Here is a 20,560-nt window from a genome sequence, read left to right as displayed (position 1 = left end):
GCGCGAAGAAATCTCGAACGGGGTGTGGCGGGCGGACTCAGTGCAGCGTGAGCTCAGGGTTGTGCGGGCCCTTGGGCTCGACCCAGAAGTCGAGCGCGAGCTCCTCCTCGGTGCCGCCGTTGAGGTAGATCGAGAAGTCCGTGACGCCGGCGTCCTCGAGCACGTCGTCGTCGATCACGAACTGGCCGGTGAACTCCCGGCTCGGCTTGGTGAGGATCTCGTATGCCGCGTCGGCCATGATCGCGGGCGTACGGGAGTGGCTGACGAGCCCGGCACCTACGACGTTGCGGACGGCCGCGGTGTCGATCGCCGTGCGGGGCCACAGCGAGTTGGCGGCGATGCCGAACGGGCGCAGCTCCTCGCTCAGGCCGAGCGTCACGAGGCTCATGCCGTACTTCGCGATCGTGTACGCCGTGTGCTTGTTGAACCACTTGGGGTCGAGGCTCATGGGCGGCGACAGGGTCAGGATGTGCGCGTTGTCGGACTGCTTGAGCCACTCGATCGAGGACTTGGCGAGCAGGAACGACCCGCGTGTGTTGATGTCGTTCATCAGGTCGTACTTCTTCATCGACACGTCTGCCGTGTCGGTCAGGTCGATCGCGCTCGCGTTGTTGACGACGATGTCGATGCCGCCGAACGCCTCAGCGGTCTTGGCGACGGCGTCGATGACGAACTCGTCGTCGCGGATGTCGCCGACGAGCGGCAGGGCATTGCCGCCGGCCTCCTCGATCGCCGCCGCGGCGGTGTAGATCGTGCCGGGCAGCTTGGGGTGCGGTTCGGTCGTCTTGGCCAGCAGCGCGACGTTGGCGCCGTCCTTGGCCGCGCGCACCGCGATCGCCTCGCCGATCCCACGGGATCCGCCGGACATGATGATGGTCTTTCCTGCAAGGGACATGGTCACACCTTAGGTAGTCGTGCGGTGGGCTGAGATGGTGAAGCGTGGTTCGGGTTGCGCAGTGCCGGCGACGAGGTCGGCGACCATGCGGCCGACGAGCGGCACGAACTTGAAGCCATGACCGGAGAACCCGGCCGCGACGGTGAGCCGGTCGGTGCGGTCGATGATGAAGTCGTCCTCCGCCAGGCCGCCATACAGACACGTGCCGGGTTCGAGAGTCGCCGGGTCGAGGCCGGGCAGCCACTGGCCGACGTACGCCCGCAGGTCGGCGACCTCCTCGTCGACGACGGCGAAGTCCCGGTCATCGGGATCGACCAGCTTGCCGCCCCCGTGGAAGCCGACCTTGACGCCATCGGGTGACGGCAGCCCGTACGCCTCCGGGAGCTCGCGGCCCCGCTCGTCGGTGCGGCGATGGATGAACGTCGGCCAGGGCGACTCGGAGTCGACCGGCACGAAGTGCGCCGGTTGCACCTGGATCGCGTCGTCGGCGGGCAGGCCCGCGAGGCGATGGCTCCACACGCCTGCGGTGACCACGACCTGGTCAGCGGTGAACGTACGATCGCCCGCGACGACGCTCACGCCATCGGTTGATTGGTTGATGCCGTCCACGCGAGTGTGCGGATGCCACTGGGCGCCATGAGCCCTGGCGTCGCGCTGCAGGATCGCGAGGGTGTTGTCGGGATGGGCGACACCGGCATCGGGCTGGAAGAGGACTGCCTCGTCGAAGCGGAGCCCCGGCCATCGGCGGCTCGCCTCGCCGGGTGTGAGCCACTCGTACGCGGCGCCGGCCGCGTCCATCGCGGCGGCGAACGGCTCCAGCAGCTCACGGGGGCCGTGGTCGACACCGCCGGTGCGCCGGAACACCTCGACATCGTTGTGCCGCTGCAGCTCGTCCCAGTCGGGTCGCGCCGTCATCGCGAGGCGTACGTAGAACGGGTCGGCATACGCGAGGCGCACGATGCGCGACGAGCCGTGGGAGCTGCCGCGAGCGTGCTGCATGTCGTGCTGTTCGAGGACTGTCACCGGGTGCCCCCGCCGGGCCAGCTCGCAGGCGGCGCTCGACCCCATCGCGCCGCCGCCGACCACGATCACGCTCGGAGGGGCCATCGTCCGATCCTGCCGCCCACCTCACTTACGGTCAAGCCTGACCGTAAGTGACGTCGCCCTCAGTACGTCGTGACCTTCTTGGAGTAGTCCGAGCACGTCCTGCCGTCGGCATAACCGGAGCGGTCCGCGAACTGGCACACCTTGAAGCGGTGGCCCACGTCGCTCTTGCGGGCGAGTCGCCAGTCCCAGCCCTCGTACTCGATCCGCTTGCCGTCGCGCCACCACTCGTAGCGGACGTACCTCGGCTTGACGTTCCACTTCGCGTGACTGGTCACGATCGAGTTCGCGTCCAGCCGCACGACGGGCCGCTTCGTGGCCTTGATCGTCGGGTAGTGGAACGTCAGGGTCCTCGACGTCGTCCCGCCGGACGTCACCGTGATCGGGTTGGCCGTGCCGAAGGTGCGCTTCCAGGAGAACCACTCCTGATATCCCGAGACGTCGTAGGGCGACGCCCGAACCTTGTAGACGCCCGGGTGAAGGCCGACGATGGTGTGAGCTGTCGTGTAGTCACCGTCGCCGACATACACCACGCGTCCGTCGACGTCGTAGACCCTCAGGTCGCCCTTGAGCGACGATCCCTTGGGTGAGTGCAGGGCGATCGTGAGTGATCCGGCAAGGCTCAGGGAGATGTCCCGCCCGGTGACCGACTGCCCGGTCCCGACCGTCACACGCTCACCACCGCTCGCCGCCGCCGCATCGGGATACCACTGGTTGGCATAACCCACGGGCGAGTAGCCGTCGTCGACCAGGAGCTTGTAGGTGCCGGCCGGCAGCTTCGCCACGCGGTAGTAGCCGTCCGAGCTGACGTTGGAGAAGCTCGTTGCCGTCTTGTCGACCTTGCCGGTCGAACCCACCCGATGGGCTCCGACGTGGGTGTAGTCGATGCGCGGCCCGCTCTCGGGCGGGCTGAGGTAGCCCGAGATCGTGGCGCCGCGCACCAGCGCGAAGTTGAAGGTCCGGCTCGGGCTCGTGGCGAAGGAGTACGCCTTGCGGTTGTTGTAGTCCTGAGGGAGCCACGCCCCGTAGAGGTTGCGCTGCTCGGCGCTGATCGACCACAGGCTGCTCGTGACCGGGATCGTGTACGTCCCATCCGCCGCGGTCTCGGTGCAGCGCTGGGCGCCGTAGTCGCCGCGGGCGTTGCGGTGGGTCGCGCACACCGTGATCCCCACGATCGGACCGGATCCCTCGGCAGCCGTCACGGTGCCGTGAGCGACAGGCGCGGTCGCAGCCTCGGCAGGCATGGCGGCGAGCGTCCCCGCGCCGATCGTCATGGCCATGAGCAGGAAGCTGACAGGCGCTGCGTGGCGCCGACCCCGAATAGTCACCGGGACATCGTGCCTCAGCGGACGGGCCCACGTCCTCGAATCGGAGACATCCTGCCGCAATGGGCGTCGGACCTGAACGCAGTTCGGCTGATGCGGTCGCCTAAAGTCCAAGTAGCTGTGACGGACGAGGAGGATCGCGATGAGCCAAGAGGTCCCGGCATGGTTCGCCGACGCGCTCGGCCAGTCGTACGACTCCGGTGACGTCGAGGTCGACGGCGCACGCATCGTCTACCGCGCGTGGGGCAAGAGCGGCGATCCGGTGGCGGTCCTCGTGCATGGCGGGGCTGCCCACGCCGGCTGGTGGGATCACGTCGCGCCGCACCTCGCCGCGGGTCATCGCGTCATCGCGATCGACCTGAGCGGTCACGGCGACAGCGGGCACCGTCAGGCGTACTCCCTGGAGACATGGGCCGACGAGGTCATGGCGGTGGCGGCGGCGGAGTCCGATCTACCTCCGGTCCTGTTGGGTCACAGCATGGGCGGGTTCGTCGTGCTGACGGCCGCGCAACGCCATGGCGACGCGATCCGCGGAGCTGCGGCGATCGACTCGCCGGTCCGAGAGATGTCGCCCGAGGCGCGAGCATGGGTCGCGAAGGAGCACGTGCCCGGCAACTGGGTCTATCCCGACCGCGACACGATCCTCGGTCGCTTCCGTACGCTGCCGGCCGACGACGCCTCGCTCCCGTACGTGCGAAGGCACCTCGCCGAGGGGTCGATCCGCGAGGCCGACGGCGGCTGGACGTGGAAGTTCGACCCCCGCATCTTCCTGCGGGCCCAGATGGAGCCTGAGGACCTGGCCGCGGCAACCTGCGAGATCGCCTTGATCCGTGGCGAGCGCGGCATGGCGACGACCGACATCACCGACGTCGTCGCCCAACGACTCGGGCGCAATGTCCCGGTCACGGTCATCCGCGACGCGGGCCACCACATCATGCTCGACCAGCCCATCGCGCTCATCGCGGTGCTGCAGACCCTGCTCGGCCAATGGAGGAACCCATGACAACGTCCGTGCTGGTCGACACCACCGACGGTGTGCTGACGATCACCTGGAACGAGCCCGACCGCCTGAACGCCTTCGACGCCGACATGCTCAACGCTGCGGCCACTGCAATCGAGGAGGCGTCGGACGTACGCCTGATCGTCATCACGGGCAACGGGCGCGCGTTCAGCTCAGGCGCCGCGCTCGGTCCCGGCTTCGACGGCGCCGCGACGATCGACGGCGCGAACCGCCTGATCCGCGCCATCACGCGTGCTCAGGTCCCGGTCGTCAGCGCGGTCAACGGCATCGCCGCCGGTGTCGGCGTCTCGATCGCGATCGCGGCGGACATCACGATCGCGAAGAGCTCGAGCTACTTCCTGCTGGCGTTCGTCAACGTCGGCCTGATGCCCGACGGCGGAGCGACCGAGCTCGTCGCCGCGTCGATCGGCCGGGCTCGCGCCAGCCGCATGGCGATGCTGGGCGAGCGACTCCCGGCAGCTGTCGCGGCGGAGATCGGCCTGATCCACAAGTCCCTCGACGACGAGGCGTACGACGCCGAGCTCGCGACGCTGATCGACAAGCTCGGCAACGGGCCGACCGTCGCCCTCGGGACCATGAAGGCCGCGATCACCGCCACCACGCTGAGCCACCTCGACGAGGCGCTCGACCGTGAGCGTGAGGGTCAGGTCGCCCTCTTCTCGACGGCCGACTTCGCCGAAGGTGGGCAGGCGTTCGTCGAGAAGCGCAAGGCAGACTTCAGAGGCGCCTAATCGGTGGTTGAGGTGCGAAGCGAGCCCTGCGAGCGCAGCCTCGAAACCACCACTGGTTTCGAGGCGGGCGGCCTTCGCACCTCAACCAGCGGGGCTGATCTCAGCCCCGGAGGGCGCCGATGCCGAGGACCGCGGCGAGACCCAGGGCGCTGCGTGGGTGGTAGGCCGTCGTCCACAGCCCGCCGTGCGCGGCGTTGACGGCCTCGTCCTGCCACGGCTCCGCCTGCGGTTGCGCCCCGGAGCGCAGGTCGTACGCCATGAGGGCGGCCATGAGCGTGTTGCTCGTGGCCGGTTCGAAGACCTCGACGCCGAACCGGTGCGCGCCCGCGTACGCGGCGGCGAGCGCCTTGTTCTTGACGACCGAACGGGTGCGCGTCGCCGGCGCGACGTTGAGCGACACCATCGTGCCCTCGTGGCGGGCCGCGGTCGCGCGCCAGCGCTGGAGCCGCTTGGCGAGCGCGTAGTTGGGGCCCTGCTGCGGCACAAGGGCGTCGCACACGCCGGGGTCGGCGCCGGGCGGGTAGTTGCGCTGCAGCAGGCGGCCGCCACTGATCATCCGCAGGGGCGCCCGGAGCATCCTGGACGACTCGGCGTAAGCCCGGTTGGCGTACGCGACCTCGGCCGCCGGCACGGCGAACGTGTCGGTCGGCGTCGCGAGGAAGGCCAACGCTGTGTCGTGCCGTTGCCGCGTCAGGTGCGCCGCCAGGGCGTCGGCCGCCATCGACACGCGGACGTGTGACGCGCCGTCGGCGTAGCAGTAGTTGCCGAGCACCAGCCGGCCCTCGAAGCCGTCGAGCCAGTGCGCCACGGCAGACAGCTCCGTGACGAGGTCGGCGCCGGAGTCGTCGTCGCCGTTGGTCACGATGCGGGCCGGCACGTGCACACGGCTGGCCGACTGCTCGGCGTACGTCCGCACGCGTTCCTGCACGTCGGGCCGCGGCAGGTCGATCGCAACGACCTCTGCGCCCCAGTGCAGGAGGGCCCGGTAGGGGGCCATCTCGGCGCCGGCGCCGAGCACGACGATTGTGTCGCCCTCGAGCCGCAGCCACTCGGGGTTCTCCTGGACGGTCTGGATCGCCTCGGAGCACGACTGCGTGATGACCCCGCCCTCGACCCAGGTGTCGAGCTGGTCCAGCAACGCCTTGCCGCGGAGCCGCTCACTGCGATAGGGCACCGACAGCTCGGTCTCCGGTTCGGCGTCGCCGGTGACCGTCCGGGTGTGGAAGACCTGCGAGAGCGCCGTGCCGGTGATCGCATCATCGAGCGGCACGTCGCCGTACCGCATTAGTCCGTGCGCGCTGCGCAACCCGTCGGCGGCGATCGACTGGGCCGCGGTCGCCTCGCCGATACCGGCCTCGAGCGCCCGGCGGAAGTGGTCGAGATAGTGACGCCGCCAGTTGGTCTCGTTCTCGACCGCGCGGGCGCCCACCGGATCGGCCTTGCGCAGCGCATCGGACAGGATCGTGCGCGCGGCTGCGGACGTGCTCTCGGACGGAAACGACACTCCCTCAAGTCCCATCGGCTCAGACTAGGAGCGGATATCGGTTACTGACGAGTCATGTGACCGAATCTTTTTCCAGCTGCGACCAATCAGTACGTCCGAGCGTGGCGAACCACGGGCATGACCACGACGGCGGCACCCCGAGCAGCAGCCCCCTGGTGGGCCGGTGCCCTCTCGGGCCTGCTCGCCGCCGCATCCGGCGTCGCGGTGGGCACCGCAGTCGCCGCCCTTCTGCAGGGTGTGCCGTCGCCGATCGAGTCGGTCGGCAACCGCGCGATCGACTACGCGCCGCCGTTCCTCAAGGAGTTCGCGGTCAAGCAGTTCGGCACCAACGACAAGCCGATCCTGATCGGCAGCGTCGTGGCCGGCCTCGCCGTGATCGCGATGATCGCCGGGATCATCGGCCGCCGCAGGCCGCGCGTCGCCGTCATCCTCGTCGGTGTCATCGGGCTGGTCGCGGTCGCCGCGGCGGCCTCGGACCGCACCACGACGGCAAGCCGCGCGCTGACCCTCGTCCCGTCCGTCCTGACTCTCCTCGTGAGTCTCGCAGCCCTGGTGCTGCTGCTCTCGGCCCTCGTGCCGACCGGCAAGCGGGCCGCCGAGCACCCCATGGGCTTCCAGCGCCGGCGCTTCCTGGGCGTCGCTGCCGGGCTCGGCGCCCTCGTCGTGGTCGGCGGAGTCGTCGGCCAGGTCTTCGGCAACGCCGCCGCGGCCGCATCACGGGCCGGCATCAAGCTCCCTCGGCGGGCCAACCCTGCGCCGGCGGTCCCGGCCGGCGCGCAGGTCGACATCGACGGCGTCAGCAGGTTCGTGACACCCAACCGCGACTTCTACCGCGTCGACACCGCGCTGCGGATCCCGGACGTACCGGCCGAGGGCTGGAACCTCCGCATCCACGGCATGGTCGACAAGGAGCTCAACCTCTCGTTCCGCGACCTGCTCGGCATGCCGCTCGTCGATCACCGGGTCACGTTGACCTGCGTCTCCAACGAGGTCGGCGGCCCGTACGTCGGCAATGCGGTCTGGACCGGCGTGCTGGTCAAGGACCTCTTGGCGATGGCCGGCGTCAAGGCCGGAGCCGACGCGATCAAGACGACCAGCGCCGACAAGTGGTCCGCAGGCACGCCGCTCGAGGCGGTCACCGACGACCGCAGCTCGATGGTCGCGATCGGTATGAACGGCGAGCCGCTGCCGCTGGCCCACGGATTCCCTGCGCGCATGGTCGTGCCGGGCCTCTACGGCTACGTCTCGGCGACCAAGTGGCTCACCGAGATCGAGGTGTCCCGCTTCGCGGACTTCAAGGCGTACTGGACGACCCGTGACTACGACGCCGAGGCGCCGATCAAGTTCTCGTCACGCATCGACGTGCCCAAGTCGTTCCAGACCTTCCCCAGGGACAAGGTCCGCGTCGGTGGCGTCGCCTGGGCGCAGACGGTCGGCATCGAACGCGTCGAGGTCAAGGTCGACGACGGTGACTGGCAGCAAGCGACCCTGGCCACGCAGGACACCGTCGAGACCTGGCGCCAGTGGAGCTGGCAGTGGGACGACGCGACCGAAGGCACCCACAAGCTCACGATCCGCGCCACCAACAAGAACGGCGAGACCCAGACCTCCGATCGGGCACGCATTCGCCCGAACGGTACGACCGGCTGGCACAGCGTCCAGTTCCGCGTCGAGTAGATGCAGCACCCCAACCCAAGGAGAAATGACATGCGTACATCCACCAAGAGCTTCGCCATCGCGGCGGTTGCCTCGCTGTCCCTGTTCACCGCGGCCTGCGGTGGCTCGAGCGACGGCAGCGACGGCGCGGCCGCGCCCAAGGACGACACCTCCACGTCGGCCGCCCCGGCGGACGACGCGGGATCCGACCTCGTGGGTCCGGGCTGCGCCGACTACGCCAAGGCCGTGCCGGAGGGCAAGGGCTCGGTCAGCGGTATGTCCAAGGACCCGGTCGCCACGGCTGCGAGCAACAACCCGCTCCTCAAGACGCTCGTCGCCGCGGTCTCGGGCAAGGTCAACAAGGACGTCAACCTGGTCGACACGCTGAACGGCGGCGAGTTCACGGTCTTCGCCCCGGTCGACACGGCGTTCGCCAAGCTCGACAAGAAGACGCTCGCGACGCTCGGCACCCCCGCGGGCGCCAAGACGCTCGAGAGCGTGCTGACCTACCACGTCATCGCCGGCCAGATCGCGCCTGCTGACATCGACGGCACGCAGAAGACGGTCAACGGTGCGGACCTGAAGATCACCGGCTCGGGCGACGACATCCGCGTAGGCGACCAGGCCAGCGTCATCTGTGGCGGCGTCAAGACCGCCAACGCGACGGTCTACCTCATCGACACCGTGCTGATGCCGCCCGCCGCCTGATCACACGAGGAAAGCACCACACGTACGGGCCGGACCTCCTCCAGGGTTCGGCCCGTACGTGCGTGCGGTCTCAGCGAACGGTGATCGTCTTGCTGCTGCTGGTCCCGGAGTAGACGTTCGACGAGCCCTGGTACTTCACGCTGAGCTTGAACGTCCCCTTCTTCCTGAACACCGGCAGGCTCACGCTGCGGGTCCCTGCGTACGCCGACGAGATCAACATGGTCTTGATCGTCCTGCCGTCGAGCCGGATGTACACATAGTTGGCCGGCCTGATCGACGATCCCGCGATGCGGAGATTGACCGTGATCTTGACCTTGGTGGAGCTCACCTTGGGTTTGGACGTGCTCAGCGTGAACGTCACGGTCGGCGTGGCCTTATTGACCGTCACGGTCGTGATGGCCGACGTGCCGGCCTTGGTCCGGCTGTCGCCCGAATAGCTCGCCGTGAGTCCGTGGCTGCCCGCGCCGAGGGTGGGCAATGGGATCGCAGCCGTGCCGCCCGACAGCGGCCCCGTCGCGATGACCTTGGTGCCGTCCTTGATCGTGACGGTGCCGGTCGGCGGGGGCCAGCCGAGTGGCGCCGTGACCGCGACGGTCGCTGTGTTCCCTTTGCCGTACGTCAGGCTCGAACCGAGGCTGAGGGAGACGCCCGCCTCGGCCCTCGCCAGGACGTGCACCGTCTTGGTCGACTCGTGGCCGGCGTGGTCGGTCGCGCGCAGATCCAGGTGCGCGGCGTCGTCGCCCAGCACCTCCGGTCCTGTGACCGGCGTCCAGTCGGAGCTGCCGACATCGCGCTTCTCGACCAAGGCGATGCCTGATCCGTTGTCGGCCGCGTTCACGTTGAGCGTCCGGTTCGAGGGGTCGAGTGCCGGGGCCATCGAGGGCGCGGTCGTGTCGACCTTGAGGTCGATCGTGCGCGTGGGTTCGACGATGGTGCCGAACTTGGAGCGGTAGCTCAGCGTGTAGCTGTCCGGCGCATCGAACGGACCCGTGTACGCGTGCCACGTCGCGCCGTCGTCGACGGAGTACTCGGTCGTGGCGGCGGGACTGCCACGGTCCACACTCAAGGTCACCTCGGGGCGCGTCCTGTACCAGCCGGCCGTACCGTCGGGCGCGGTCGGCGCGACCGCGGCGATCGTCCGGGGGACCGAGTCGGTCGCCGAGAGGGTGAAGTCGTCGACCGTGAGCGTGCCGACGGCGACGAGGTTCAGGCCGAAGCTGATGCCGGTCGTGCCGGGCGGCACCTGCCCGGTTGTCCACGTCGCCGGGGCATACGTCGAGGAAGGTCCGAAGAACGGGCTCGAGGTCCAGTAGGACCAGGTGCCGGCCGCGTTCCGCCGATGCACGACGAACTGCGTCTGGGCCGTCGACGTGTACCAGCCGCGCAGCACGTAAGCCTTGCCCGGTGTCACCGCGGGCGCGCACGTGCCGAGGTCGCGGGTGATGACGAGCTTGGCGTCGCCGCTGGTGAAGCTCGAGACCGTCACCCGACCGGCGACCTGCCCCGTGCGTCCGGGCGCGACGGTGTCGACCGCCGCGGTGATCGCGCCCTGCGTCCCGGCCTGCCAGCACGCGGGCAGTCCCGAGGGTGCGATGCTCTCGAGACTCGGGTTGTTGACCCCGCTCTCGTCCTGGGTCGGCACGTCGTCGACCGACACGACCGGCTGGGCGACACCGCCGACGACATCACCGACGGTCTTGACGACCGTGTTGTTCGATGCCGCCCGGGGTTCGAGCCAGGTGAGGAACTGCTCGAAGAGCGCCGTGTCGGTCGACAACGCGCCACACACGTCCTCGCAGAAGTTGTGGAAGGTCAGCGGCACCCAGCCGCCTCCGCTCGACTCGGCGTTCGTCACGGCGTCCTGGAGGTCCTGGAGGGTCCACTCGTTGACGACGTCGTGCGCCTTGAGCGAGTACGGCTGGCCGGGCGGGGTCGACTCGGTGTAGGTGCAGTCGTCGCAGCCGAAGCGCGACCTCATGTCACCGACGTTGCGAGCGCTGTTATAGCCGCAGTCGCGCACCAGGTCGCCGATCGCGGTCGATCCCTCCGCGAACGGGAACGCGAAGCTGCGCACCGTGAAGCCCCACTCGGTGAGATTGGCCCGGTCGAGGCAGATCTGCCTCTTGGCCTCGGTGGACGGCAGGGTCGTGAGGTTCGCGTGATGGAGCGTGTGGCCGCCGATCTCGTGGCCGTCCGCGGCGAGCTGTGTGAGCTCGGCCCTCGTCGCATAGCCGTTCTTGCCGACGTTGCCCGAGTTGACGTAGAACGTGCCGGGCATCCCGTGGTTCGTCATGAGACCGGCGGCCAGCAGCTGGGTCGTGCTGCCGTCGTCGAACGTGAGGCTCACGACGGTCGGTGGACCGTCAGCGGCCTGGCCGGGAGACATCACGATCACGCCGGGCAGGAGTGCCAGGATCATCGCGGCGCACCACGACACCCGCGCTCGGACTCGTCTCGGGCGTTGGTGGTGCTCGGTCTGCGTTGGTGTCTGCGTGCTCATCTCTCATACCCCTGGTGCGATTCCCGCGAGAAATCCACATTCGGCTTTCCCAAGGGGACGCGTGGGTCGAATGGACGCGGAATGCGGGGAGCTGCACAGACCCTGCGGAGTTCCACAAGACTGCGGAAGACCCGCCTCGAGCAGGGTCGCTAGGCTCCCGGCATGGGATCCGTCCACCTCATCCGCCACGGCCAGGCGTCATTCGGGTCCGACGACTACGACCAGCTCTCGCCCGTTGGCATGCAGCAGTCGACGGCTCTCGGCATGTCGTGGGAGGCGTCGGGGTGGGCACCCACCGCCGCTGTCGCGGGGTCGATGAAGCGTCACGCCCAGACCGCCATCGCGGCGATCGACGCGTGCGGGCAGGGCGACGGCTACGACATCGACGACGGCTGGAACGAGTACGACCACCTGGCGATCGCCAACGCGCACGACCCGGCCGCCCGGAGCAAGGACGCCAAGGAGTTCCAGCGGCATCTCAACGCCGCCCTCGACGCATGGATCGCCGGCGAGGGCGAGCACGCCGAGACGTACCGGCACTTCGTGGACCGGGTCATGACGTCGTTCGGCAAGGGCGTGGCCGATGCGGGGTCTGGCCAGTCGATCGCGGTGTTCACCTCCGGCGGCCCGATCGCGATCGTGGCGTCCCACCTGCTGACGGGTGACGCGTCGGCGTTCCAGCGGATCAACGACGTCATGCTCAACGCGGCGGTCACGACGGTCATCGTCGGCTCGACGGGTCCCCGGCTGCTCGCGCTCAACGAGAGCACGCACCTCCCGCGCGACCTCGTCACGTACCGCTGAGGACGAGGAGTGCAGCGACGAGCTCCGAAGCGCGCCAGCGGAGCGTGAGCGTTCGCGGCGAAGCCGCCAGCTGCGAGGCGTGGCGAGACAACTGCGCGAGGCAACATTGAGATACCGCTAGTATCTGAACATGGCCATCCCCTCCCATTCCCGAGTCCTCGTCACCGGAGCGGCCTCCGGTCTCGGGCTCGCGCTCGTGCGCCGGCTCGCCGAACGGCGCTGCCGCGTGCTCGCCACCGACGTGCACACCGAGCTGCCCGACGTGCTGCGCAACCTCGACGGCGTCTCGTACCTGAAGCTCGACGTCACCCAGGACGTCGACTGGGCCACGGCACACGACTGGGTCGTCGAGCAGTGGGACGGTCTCGACTACCTGTTCAACAACGCCGGCGTCGCCGCGGGCGGGCGCATCGAGCTGTCCGAGATGGACCAGTGGCAGTGGATCGTCGACATCAACCTGCTCGGCGTCGCACGCGGCTGCCGTACGTTCGCGCCCCTGCTCAAGGAGCAAGGCAGCGGGCACATCGTCAACACCGCGTCGGCGGCCGGACTGGTCCACCCGCCGCGGATGAGCGAGTACAACGCGGTCAAGGCCGGCGTCGTGGCGCTGAGCGAGACGCTGCTCCACGAGCTCAAGCCGTACGGGGTCAAGGTGTCGGTGATCTGTCCGACGTTCTTCAAGACCAACCTCACCGAGTCGCTCCGCGGCAAGGACGAGGCGGCCAACAGGTCGGCGGCCAAGCTGATCGACGGCTCCAAGGTCAGCGCGGACGTCATCGCGGGCCGGGTGGTCGCGGGCGTCGAGAAGGGCAAGCACATCATCCTGACCGATCGCGACGGCCGGATCGCGTACGCCGCCAAGCGCTTCGCCCGCCCGCTCTACTACTCGATGATGGCCAAGGCCTCCGTCCAGATGTCGAAGAAGGACTGACATGCGCAAGAACGTTCTCATCACCGGCGCGAGCTCCGGGCTCGGCGCCGGGATGGCCCGCATCCTGGCCGCCAAGGGTCACCACCTCGCCCTCACCGCCCGCCGGGTCGACCGGCTCGAGGCGCTGCGGGACGAGCTGCTCGCCGCCCACCCCGGGATCGAGGTCGTCGTCCACGAGCTCGACGTCAACGACCACGAGCGAGTCTTCGAGGTGTTCAAGCAGGCGATCACGGACCTCGGCGGACTCGACCGGGTCATCGTCAACGCCGGCCTCGGCAAGGGTGGCCGCATCGGCACGGGCAAGTTCCACGCCAACAAGCAGACCGCCGAGACCAACTTCATCGCCGCGATCGCGCAGTGCGAGGCCGCGATGGAGCACTTCTACGAGCGCAAGGCCGGGCACCTCGTCGTGATCTCCTCGATGTCGGCGATGCGGGGCATGCCGTCGTCCATGACGACGTACGCGGCGACCAAGGCCGGCATCGCGGCGATCGCCGAGGGCATCCGCTCGGACCTGATCGGCCGCAAGGGTCTCGACATCAAGGTCACCACGCTCTACCCCGGCTACATCGCCTCGGAGATGAACGAGGGCGTCCAGCAGGAGGCCAAGATGATGGTCGACACCGAGACCGGCTGCCGAGCACTGGTCAAGAACATCGAGAAGGAAGTCGTCGACGCGGCCGTGCCGGCCTGGCCCTGGGCACCGCTCGGCCAGGTCATGAAGCACGCACCGCTCAGCATCGTGCGCCGGATGGTCTGACTAGGACCTCGGGCTGAACTGCTTCTGCTTGGGCCGGCCGGAGAACACGATCCGGCTGACCACGAACGCGACAGCCGCCGCATGAGCGGCCAGCACGGCGCCGCCCAGCACCACGATTCCGATCAGGATCCACTCCAGCATGTGGCTACTTTACGTGGGTGACGCACGTATCGGCGCGGGTCTGGCGAACCTCACATCGAGGTCAGGATGCGACAGGGTGTGTCTCCATGACACGGTGGGACCCGAATTCACGCGAACCAGGGAGTCCTCATGAGCAGCACACCACCGCCCGGCGGACCGATCGGTCCGGACGGCTATCCCGTCCATCCCGGCACGCCGGCCGAGCAGCCCCGGGCTGCAGCCGCCGTCGAGCAGCCCGCGCCGATCCGGCTCGCGGTCCGGCTGATGTGGGTCGGCGCTGCGCTGAGCCTGGCGGGCCTCGTCGTCACCTTCCTCACGCTCGACTCGCTGAAGTCGCAGCTGCGCGACTCGCTCGAGAAGAGCGACCCCAACTACACCCAGTCCGACTTCGATGCGCTCTACGGGATCTCGGTGGGCATCGCGGTCGTCGCGGCTCTCATCGGCGTGAGCCTGTGGGCCTGGATGGCGTGGAAGAACGGTCAGGGCCGCCCGTGGGCGCGCATCGTGGCCTCGGTGCTCGGTGGCCTCAACCTGCTGTCGACGCTGTCGGCCGTCTCCCTCGGCAACACGACCGGCGCCTCGATCGCCGTCTCCGTCGTGGGCCTCGTGCTCGCCCTCGTGATCCTGTCGTTGCTGTGGCGCAAGGAGTCGAGCGAGTTCTACGCAGCTCGGTCCCGCCCCCAGTGGGGCTGAACGAGCCCGTCCCGTTGGCCGGCATCGAGGAGCTCGCGGTACGTATCGCGGCCCTGAGGCGTAGCCAGGCACGTACGGTCGTGGCGATCAGCGGGTACGGAGGCGCCGGGAAGTCGACGCTCACCAAGACGCTCGCCGCGGAACCGGGCTGGACGCGCCTGCGCGGCGACGACTTCCTCGACCCGATGCGTTCGCACCTGCGCTCGACGGACTGGGACGGCGTCGAACGTACGCGCCTTCGTGACGAGGTGCTCGCGCCGTTCAGGAGGGGTGAGCAGGTGCGCTTCCGGCCGTTCGACTGGAGCACCGGCAGGTTGGGGTCGGTCACGGAGCTGCCCGACACGGAGGCGCTCCTCGTCGACGCCATCGGCATCCTGCACCCCGAGCTCGAGGGCTGCTTCGACCTGTCCGTCTGGGTCGATGTCGACCTGGAGACGGCGGGCGAACGGGGCCGGGAGCGCGACCGGCGCAACGGCAGTCAGCACGACGAGCTCTGGATCGACGTATGGCTGCCGAACGACAGGGACTTCGCCGCCAGGTTCGATCCGATGAGCCGAGCCGACGTCCGGTACGTTCCTGCCGACGTCGCGCAGCTGGGAATGCCGAACGCATGAGCCTTGTTGACATTCATTGTCAATCAAGGAGAGGTGGCCACCATGGCTCGACACACGGATCTCAGGCCCATCATCAAGCTGCGCTCGACCGCCGGCACGGGATACACGTACGTGACCCGCAAGAGCCGCCGGAACGATCCCGAGCGCATGGGGCTGCGCAAGTACGACCCCGTGGCGCAGCGCCACGTGGAGTTCCGCGAAGAGCGCTGAGCTCAGCCGCGACGCACGGCACGCAGCACGGCATCGACCGCGACGGCAGGACGCCCGTCGCGGTCGATCCATTCCCGCTCGAGTCGCAGCGCATCGATCGTGTCCCACTCCGCCGGGTCCAGCGTCGAGGCGGTCTCCTCGGCGGTGAAGCGGACGTCCTCGAACGTCGTGCCCTCGGGCGCGTGACCGATGTCCTCGGGGTGGTGACCGACGATCAGCAGGGTGCCGCCGGGCGCGACCGATGCGGCCAGCTCACGATGGAGGCGGACGAACGCAGGTCGTGGCAGGTGCATGAACTGGGCCGACACCAGGTCGTACGTCGTGTCGGCGGACCACGAGAACGCGTCAGCCTGCAGGCAGATCAGCTCGAGGTCAAGCTCGGCGGCACGAGCGGCGACTCCTTCGAGGGCCACCACGGAGATGTCGATCGCGGTGACCTGCCAACCCTGTTGGGCGAGCCAGATCGCGTCCGCACCCTCGCCGCTGCCGAAGTCGAGCGCGGTGCCGGGCCGGAGCTCCGAGCCGTACGTCACGAGGTGCGGATTGGGATTGCCGCTCCACACCTGCTCGCCGACGTACCGCTCGTCCCAGAACTCGCGGGTGAAGTGATCCTCTGGCCGTTCGGTGTGCTGATGCGTCATGAACCCATCGTGCGCCGGTGATCGGCGCTTGACAAATGAGTTTGCTGGTCTGGCAATCTAGTCCTTGGAGCGGGGCTTCGCGCGTACGTGCATCCGTTCGCCCTGCGGCCCGAACAGCGACAGGACCTCAGTCGCGCCCTTGCCGGCAGAGCCCAGCCAGTGCGGCAGCCGGGTGTCGAACTCGGCGGCCTCGCCCGGGCCCAGCACGAGGTCGTGCTCGCCGATCACGAGCCGCAGGCGCCCGGACAGGACGTACAGCCACTCGTAGCCCTCGTGCGTCTTGAGGCCCCCGGTGTCCTCGGGCGTCTGGCCGGGTGGCATGACCACCTTGTAGGCCTGCGGGCCGCCGGCCGAGCGGGTCAGTGGCACGTACGTCCGGCCGTGCCGGTGGATCGGCTCGGCCTGGACGCGCGGATCCTCGCTGGGAGGTGTCTCGACGAGCTCGTCGAGGGTCACACCGTGCGCCTTGGCCAGCGGCAGCAACAGCTCCAGCGTCGGCTTGCGCTGCCCGGCCTCGAGGCGGGAGAGCGTGCTGACGGAGATGCCGGTCGTGGCGGAGAGCTGGGCGAGGGTCGCCTCGCCGCGCTGGCGCAGCGCCCGCAGGCGCGGCCCGACAGAGGTGAGGGCTTCGCCGAGATCATCGGTCATACCGGCATCTTGCCATAGTGGCAAAGGCATTTGCGAATCTGTACATGTCGACGAACACTGAGGGACATGAACTCAGACGCGTACGACGCCATCGTCATCGGAGCCGGTGCAGCCGGCCTGTCCGCCGCTCTCGTGCTCGGTCGTGCGCGGCGCCGCGTGCTGGTGCTGGACGGCGGGCCTCCGCGCAACGCTGCCGCGGCGCACGTCAACGGCTACCTCGGCATCGACGGGCTCAGCCCACTCGAGCTGCTCGCTGTCGGACGTACGCAGGTCGAGAAGCTCGGGGTCGCGGTCCGCGAGGGCATCGCCTCACACGTCGAGGCCGCTGATGGCGGGTTCGCCGTGCACGTGGGCAGCGACACTCTCCGCACGAAGCACGTGGTCGTCGCCGCAGGCATCACCGACTCGCTGCCCGGCCTCGGCGGGCTCAGCGAAGGCTTTGGCGTCGACATCTTCCACTGCCCGTACTGTCACGGCTACGAGGTCGCCGGCGAACGCCTCGCCGTCGTGGCGACGCAGCCGATGTCAGGTCACCAGGTACGCATGGTGCGGCAGTGGTCCGACGACGTGGTGTTCTTCCTCAACGACACCATCGAGCTCGGTGCTGAAGAGCGCCGGGTGTTCGCCGCCCGTGGTGTGGAGGTCGTCGACGGGCCGGTCAACGAGATCGTCCGTCGAGACGGCGCACTGCGAGGCGTACGCGCGGGGGAGGCCGTTCACGAGGTCGACGCGGTGTTCGTGGCGCCCACGATGGTGCTCAACCTCGATGCGCTCGCCGGCTTCGAGCTGGAGATGACCGACACCCCGATGGGACCTGTCGTCGCAGCCGACCCGATGGGCGCCACGAACGTGCCCGGACTCTGGGCTGCCGGCAACGTCGCCGACGCAGGCTCTCAGGTCATCTCGGCCGCAGCCCAGGGCGCCAAGGTCGGCGCCATGATCAACGGCACCCTCGTCGAAGAAGACTGGTCTCTCGCATCCGCTCCCTAGGGAGGCCGCCCGCGGCCGAGCGGGAGCGAGCTCTGCGAGCGAAGGGCAGGTGAGATGACTCCCCAAGGTGATCGGCTCACCCCAACAGCTGACGCGCCAGCTCGCCCACCTGCTCGGACTCGACGAGGAACCCGTCGTGGCCGTGATCGGACTTCACGATCTCGAGCGACCCGGAGCCGGGGATCCCGTCGGCGAGCTCCTGCTGCTGGTGCAGCGGATAGAGCCGGTCCGAGCTGATGCCGGCGACGACCGTCCGGGCGGTAATCCGGCCGAGCGCCGCCGTGATCCCGCCGCGGTCGCGGCCGACGTCGTGGCTGTTCATCGCCGCGCTCAGCACGACGTACGAGTTGGCGTCGAACCGGCCGGCGAGCTTGGCACCGTGGTGCTGCAGGTAGGACTCGACGGCGAAGCGACCGTCGTCCTGCACCGCGCGGCCGAACCGCTCGGCGAGCTCGTACTCGCTCCGGTAGCTGATGTGGGCGATCCGCCGGGCCAGGTCGAGGCCCTGCAGCGGACCCTGCGGCCCGTCGTAGTAGTCGCCGTCGAAGTACGCGGGGTCGGCGCGGATCGCGTCGATCTGCGTCGCCGAGAGCGCGACCTGCTCCGCCGACGCCGCCGCCGAGGTGGCGAGCAGGAAGAGCCGCTCGACCCTCTCGGGATGCTCGACCGCCCACTCCAGGGCGCGCATGCCGCCGGCGGACCCGCCGATGACGCCGCGCCAGCGCGGGATGCCGAGCCGGTCGGCGAGTGCGACCTCGGCGCGCACCTGGTCGCGGACCGTCAACGCCGGGAACGACCCACCCCATGGCAGGCCGTCAGGATCACGGGACGACGGACCGGTCGAGCCTTGGCAACCGCCCAGGATGTTGGCCGCCACCACGAACAGCCGATCGGTGTCGATCGCCTTGCCCGGCCCGACCACCGCGTCCCACCATCCCGGCGTGGGATGGCCCGCTCGGGCCCCGCCGGCGACGTGGCTGTCGCCGGTGAGAGCGTGCAGGACGAGGACGGCGTTCGACCCGTCGTAGCGACCCCACGTCTCGTACGCCAGGCGTACGTCCGGCAGCGTTGTGCCCGAGTCGAGGACGAGGTCGCCGACGTCGGCGAACTTCCGGGCGCCCGGCGGATCCCCCTCTCGCCACGCACCGGTGACGAGAGAGGGATCTATGCCGGGACTGATCGTCACTTCGCTGCGCGGAAGCCGGCGTCGAGATCGGCGAGGATGTCGTCGATGCCCTCGAGGCCGACCGCAAGACGTACGAGTCCCGGGGTGACGCCGGTGGCGGCCTGCTCGTCGGCCGACAGCTGCGAGTGCGTCGTGCTGGCGGGGTGGATCGCGAGGCTGCGCACGTCGCCGATGTTGGCGACGTGGCTGAATAGCTCCAGCGAGTCGATGAACGCCTTGCCGGCCTCCAGTCCGCCGGGCAGCTCGAACGTCAGCACCGCGCCCGCACCCTTGGGGACGTACTTGTCGGCGAGTGCCTTGTAGGGGCTGCTGTCGAGGCTCGCCCAGGTGACCTGGCTGACGTCCTCGCGGCTCTCGAGCCACTCGGCCACGCGCCGGGCGTTCTCCAGGTGCCGATCCAGGCGCAGGCTCAACGTCTCCAGGCCCTGCGCCAGGAGGAACGCGTTGAACGGGCTGATCGCCGGCCCGATGTTGCGCAGGAACTGCACGCGGAGCTTGGCGATGTAGGCGGCCGGTCCGAGGGCCTCGGCGAACTTGAGCCCGTGATAGCTGGCGTCCGGCTCGGTGAATCCGGGGAACTTGTCGCCGTGCGCGCCGTAGTCGAACGTCCCGGCGTCGATCACGACGCCGCCGATCGCGGTGCCGTGTCCGCCGATGTACTTGGTCGCGGAGTGGACGACGGTGTCGACGCCGTGCTTGAACGGGTTGAGGAGGTACGGCGTCGCGATCGTGTTGTCGACGATGAACGGCACCGCGACGTCCTTGGCCACGGCGGAGATCGCCTCGAGGTCGAGGATGTCGCCCTTGGGGTTGCCGATCGTCTCGCCGAAGAACGCCTTCGTGTTGTCCTTCACGGCAGCGCGCCACGCGTCGGGATTGTTCGAGTCCTCGACGAACGTGACCTGGATGCCGAGCTTGGGGAAGCTGTGGCGCAGGAGGCTGTCGGTGCCGCCGTAGAGGCTGGCTGATGCCACGATGTGGTCGCCTGCCTCGGCGACATTGGTCAGCGCCGCAGTCGTCGCCGACTGGCCCGATGCCAGCAGCAGCGCGCCGACGCCGCCCTCGAGCGCCGCGAGCCGCTGCTCCACGACGTCCTGCGTCGGGTTCATGATCCGCGTGTAGATGTTGCCGGGCTCGGCCAGTCCGAAGAGGTCGGCCGCGTGCTGGGTGTCGCGGAACTGGTAGGACGTCGTCTGGTAGATCGGCAGCGCGCGGGCGCCGGTCGTCGGATCAGGCGTCTGACCCGCATGGATCTGCTTGGTCTCGAATGACCACTGGTCGCTCATGGTGTCTCCTGTCGAAGGTCTGCCTCCACCGTGCCACCGCGACCGGACCGTGAGACACCTTCTCAAGATGCGAGATGACCCCGCAAGATCGCTGCGGCATGGCGCGATGCCGCAACAGGTTGGCGGCTCTGCGGGATTCACATCCGAGACCGTCCGCGTTACGGTCCGATGGTCAAGCGGAAGAGACACGAACGGCTGCGATTGCAACGTTC

Annotated in this window: 21 protein-coding genes; 11 read left to right on the top strand and 10 right to left on the bottom strand. The window is 69.0% G+C overall.

Annotated elements, in window-relative coordinates; genetic code table 11:
• Window positions 1-37: 37 nt before the first annotated feature.
• Genes BOSE46_RS19885 through BOSE46_RS19875 form a run of 3 tightly spaced genes read right to left on the bottom strand, consistent with a single transcriptional unit; the run spans window position 38 to window position 3,327 of the window.
• Window positions 38-895 (bottom strand): NAD(P)-dependent oxidoreductase, encoded by an 858-nt coding sequence (locus tag BOSE46_RS19885; RefSeq protein WP_159542025.1) that lies wholly within the window; start codon window positions 893-895, stop codon window positions 38-40.
• A 9-nt stretch (window positions 896-904) separates the two neighbouring features.
• The gene (locus BOSE46_RS19880) at window positions 905-2,002 is read right to left on the bottom strand and encodes an FAD-dependent oxidoreductase (RefSeq protein WP_159542023.1); all 1,098 of its coding nucleotides are present in this window, start codon (window positions 2,000-2,002) and stop codon (window positions 905-907) included.
• Window positions 2,003-2,061: 59 nt separating this feature from the next.
• Window positions 2,062-3,327 carry a collagen binding domain-containing protein gene (locus tag BOSE46_RS19875; RefSeq protein ID WP_159542021.1) on the bottom strand — a complete coding sequence of 422 codons (1,266 nt, stop codon included), beginning with the start codon at window positions 3,325-3,327 and terminating at the stop codon, window positions 2,062-2,064.
• Between the two features lie 139 nt (window positions 3,328-3,466).
• Here BOSE46_RS19875 and BOSE46_RS19870 point away from each other — a divergent pair, with 139 nt between their 5' ends.
• Window positions 3,467-4,327, top strand: a complete 861-nt coding sequence (locus BOSE46_RS19870) for an alpha/beta fold hydrolase (RefSeq protein WP_159542019.1) — start codon at window positions 3,467-3,469, stop codon at window positions 4,325-4,327.
• Window positions 4,324-5,076, top strand: coding sequence for an enoyl-CoA hydratase-related protein (locus BOSE46_RS19865; protein ID WP_159542017.1), 753 nt, complete (start codon window positions 4,324-4,326; stop codon window positions 5,074-5,076). The genes BOSE46_RS19870 and BOSE46_RS19865 overlap by 4 nt, the downstream gene beginning before the upstream one ends.
• Before the next feature lie 100 nt (window positions 5,077-5,176).
• Here BOSE46_RS19865 and BOSE46_RS19860 read toward each other — a convergent pair whose 3' ends face one another.
• Window positions 5,177-6,595 (bottom strand): hypothetical protein, encoded by a 1,419-nt coding sequence (locus tag BOSE46_RS19860; RefSeq protein WP_159542015.1) that lies wholly within the window; start codon window positions 6,593-6,595, stop codon window positions 5,177-5,179.
• 102 nt (window positions 6,596-6,697) lie between these two features.
• Between BOSE46_RS19860 and BOSE46_RS19855 the strand changes: the two genes are divergently transcribed.
• Window positions 6,698-8,257, top strand: coding sequence for a molybdopterin-dependent oxidoreductase (locus BOSE46_RS19855; RefSeq protein ID WP_159542013.1), 1,560 nt, complete (start codon window positions 6,698-6,700; stop codon window positions 8,255-8,257).
• A 30-nt stretch (window positions 8,258-8,287) separates the two neighbouring features.
• On the top strand, window positions 8,288-8,944 hold the full coding sequence (locus tag BOSE46_RS19850; RefSeq protein ID WP_159542011.1) for a fasciclin domain-containing protein: 657 nt from the start codon (window positions 8,288-8,290) through the stop codon (window positions 8,942-8,944).
• 70 nt (window positions 8,945-9,014) lie between these two features.
• Here BOSE46_RS19850 and BOSE46_RS19845 read toward each other — a convergent pair whose 3' ends face one another.
• Window positions 9,015-11,363: an Ig-like domain repeat protein gene (locus BOSE46_RS19845; RefSeq protein WP_159542009.1), complete on the bottom strand. Its 2,349-nt coding sequence runs from the start codon at window positions 11,361-11,363 to the stop codon at window positions 9,015-9,017.
• A gap of 243 nt (window positions 11,364-11,606) precedes the next feature.
• Between BOSE46_RS19845 and BOSE46_RS19840 the strand changes: the two genes are divergently transcribed.
• The 3 genes from BOSE46_RS19840 to BOSE46_RS19830 all read left to right on the top strand — a co-directional run bounded on the left by BOSE46_RS19840 (window position 11,607) and on the right by BOSE46_RS19830 (window position 13,939).
• Window positions 11,607-12,248 (top strand): histidine phosphatase family protein, encoded by a 642-nt coding sequence (locus BOSE46_RS19840; RefSeq protein WP_159542007.1) that lies wholly within the window; start codon window positions 11,607-11,609, stop codon window positions 12,246-12,248.
• Window positions 12,249-12,378: 130 nt separating this feature from the next.
• Window positions 12,379-13,179, top strand: coding sequence for an SDR family NAD(P)-dependent oxidoreductase (locus tag BOSE46_RS19835; protein ID WP_159542005.1), 801 nt, complete (start codon window positions 12,379-12,381; stop codon window positions 13,177-13,179).
• Between the two features lies 1 nt (window position 13,180).
• Complete coding sequence (locus BOSE46_RS19830) at window positions 13,181-13,939, top strand: SDR family oxidoreductase (protein WP_159542003.1); 759 nt, start codon at window positions 13,181-13,183, stop codon at window positions 13,937-13,939.
• Here BOSE46_RS19830 and BOSE46_RS19825 read toward each other — a convergent pair whose 3' ends face one another.
• Window positions 13,940-14,080 (bottom strand): hypothetical protein, encoded by a 141-nt coding sequence (locus tag BOSE46_RS19825; protein WP_159542001.1) that lies wholly within the window; start codon window positions 14,078-14,080, stop codon window positions 13,940-13,942. It lies immediately after the preceding gene.
• A gap of 129 nt (window positions 14,081-14,209) precedes the next feature.
• On the opposite strand from BOSE46_RS19825, the gene BOSE46_RS19820 reads away from it, so the two are divergent.
• The 3 genes from BOSE46_RS19820 to rpmG are packed head-to-tail and all read left to right on the top strand — an operon-like array spanning window position 14,210 to window position 15,597.
• Window positions 14,210-14,773: a hypothetical protein gene (locus tag BOSE46_RS19820; protein WP_159541999.1), complete on the top strand. Its 564-nt coding sequence runs from the start codon at window positions 14,210-14,212 to the stop codon at window positions 14,771-14,773.
• A gap of 14 nt (window positions 14,774-14,787) precedes the next feature.
• The gene (locus BOSE46_RS19815) at window positions 14,788-15,387 is read left to right on the top strand and encodes a uridine kinase (protein WP_201299689.1); all 600 of its coding nucleotides are present in this window, start codon (window positions 14,788-14,790) and stop codon (window positions 15,385-15,387) included.
• 42 nt (window positions 15,388-15,429) lie between these two features.
• Window positions 15,430-15,597: a 50S ribosomal protein L33 gene (gene rpmG / locus BOSE46_RS19810; protein WP_159541997.1), complete on the top strand. Its 168-nt coding sequence runs from the start codon at window positions 15,430-15,432 to the stop codon at window positions 15,595-15,597.
• A gap of 2 nt (window positions 15,598-15,599) precedes the next feature.
• On the opposite strand, the gene BOSE46_RS19805 is transcribed toward rpmG, so the two are convergent.
• The gene (locus tag BOSE46_RS19805) at window positions 15,600-16,238 is read right to left on the bottom strand and encodes a bifunctional 2-polyprenyl-6-hydroxyphenol methylase/3-demethylubiquinol 3-O-methyltransferase UbiG (protein ID WP_159541995.1); all 639 of its coding nucleotides are present in this window, start codon (window positions 16,236-16,238) and stop codon (window positions 15,600-15,602) included.
• Window positions 16,239-16,295: 57 nt separating this feature from the next.
• Window positions 16,296-16,886, bottom strand: a complete 591-nt coding sequence (locus tag BOSE46_RS19800) for a helix-turn-helix domain-containing protein (RefSeq protein ID WP_159541993.1) — start codon at window positions 16,884-16,886, stop codon at window positions 16,296-16,298.
• A 66-nt stretch (window positions 16,887-16,952) separates the two neighbouring features.
• Between BOSE46_RS19800 and BOSE46_RS19795 the strand changes: the two genes are divergently transcribed.
• Window positions 16,953-17,876, top strand: coding sequence for an NAD(P)/FAD-dependent oxidoreductase (locus BOSE46_RS19795; RefSeq protein WP_159541991.1), 924 nt, complete (start codon window positions 16,953-16,955; stop codon window positions 17,874-17,876).
• A 76-nt stretch (window positions 17,877-17,952) separates the two neighbouring features.
• On the opposite strand, the gene BOSE46_RS19790 is transcribed toward BOSE46_RS19795, so the two are convergent.
• Together BOSE46_RS19790 and BOSE46_RS19785 are read right to left on the bottom strand one after the other, a co-directional pair.
• Window positions 17,953-19,062 carry a homoserine O-acetyltransferase gene (locus tag BOSE46_RS19790; RefSeq protein WP_236551817.1) on the bottom strand — a complete coding sequence of 370 codons (1,110 nt, stop codon included), beginning with the start codon at window positions 19,060-19,062 and terminating at the stop codon, window positions 17,953-17,955.
• Window positions 19,059-20,348, bottom strand: coding sequence for a bifunctional o-acetylhomoserine/o-acetylserine sulfhydrylase (locus tag BOSE46_RS19785; RefSeq protein ID WP_159541989.1), 1,290 nt, complete (start codon window positions 20,346-20,348; stop codon window positions 19,059-19,061). The genes BOSE46_RS19790 and BOSE46_RS19785 overlap by 4 nt, the downstream gene beginning before the upstream one ends.
• Window positions 20,349-20,560: the final 212 nt, after the last annotated feature.

It is taken from the genome of Aeromicrobium sp. 9AM, assembly GCF_902506105.1.
In the GTDB taxonomy this organism is placed as follows: Bacteria; Actinomycetota; Actinomycetes; order Propionibacteriales; family Nocardioidaceae; genus Aeromicrobium.
This window is presented reverse-complemented; position numbering and strand designations above follow the sequence as displayed.